Source organism: Vibrio sp. T13N (assembly GCF_032970445.1).
Lineage (GTDB): Bacteria > Pseudomonadota > Gammaproteobacteria > Enterobacterales > Vibrionaceae > Vibrio > Vibrio diabolicus.
This window is the reverse complement of sequence record NZ_JAWJYE010000059.1, coordinates 1-703: the sequence shown is the minus strand read 5'-3', so window position 1 is coordinate 703 and position 703 is coordinate 1. Positions and strand designations below refer to the sequence as shown.

The following is a 703-nucleotide window of genomic DNA, read 5'->3' as shown; positions in this document are numbered from 1 at the left end:
ATTTCACTCCCCTCACAGGGGTTCTTTTCGCCTTTCCCTCACGGTACTGGTTCACTATCGGTCAGTCAGTAGTATTTAGCCTTGGAGGATGGTCCCCCCATATTCAGACAGGATATCACGTGTCCCGCCCTACTCGATTTCACTGAATATGCGTCGTCAGTTACGGGGCTATCACCCTGTATCGCCAAGCTTTCCAGCTTGTTCACCTGACGCCTATAAAGCTTAAGGGCTAGTCCAATTTCGCTCGCCGCTACTTTCGGAATCTCGGTTGATTTCTTTTCCTCGGGGTACTTAGATGTTTCAGTTCCCCCGGTTCGCCTCGTTATGCTATGTATTCACATAACGATACTTACTTATGTAAGTGGGTTTCCCCATTCGGAAATCCCAGACTCAAGTGGYTTTTACTRCCTAATCTGGGCTTATCGCAAGTTAATACGTCCTTCATCGCCTCTGACTGCCAAGGCATCCACCGTGTACGCTTAGTCACTTAACCATACAACCCGAAGGAGTTTCGAATTGATGTTAAACAACCAAAGTTGTCTCTCATTATTTGAATGAGCGAGAGACATTTCGATTTTGCCGGACTCAAATTCCAAGAACACTTGAATGTGTTTTTAGTTGTATTCATAAATGAATACTTTGAGAACTTTACAAACAACAATAAATTGTTGTTTTGTCAGCTTTCCAAATTGTTAAAGAGCTA

General features: G+C 43.7%; 1 rRNA gene. It reads right to left on the bottom strand.

The features are described from left to right. Positions 1–493 (bottom strand): 23S ribosomal RNA (locus R2S67_RS22760); the annotation flags it as partial. Positions 494–703: the final 210 nt, after the last annotated feature.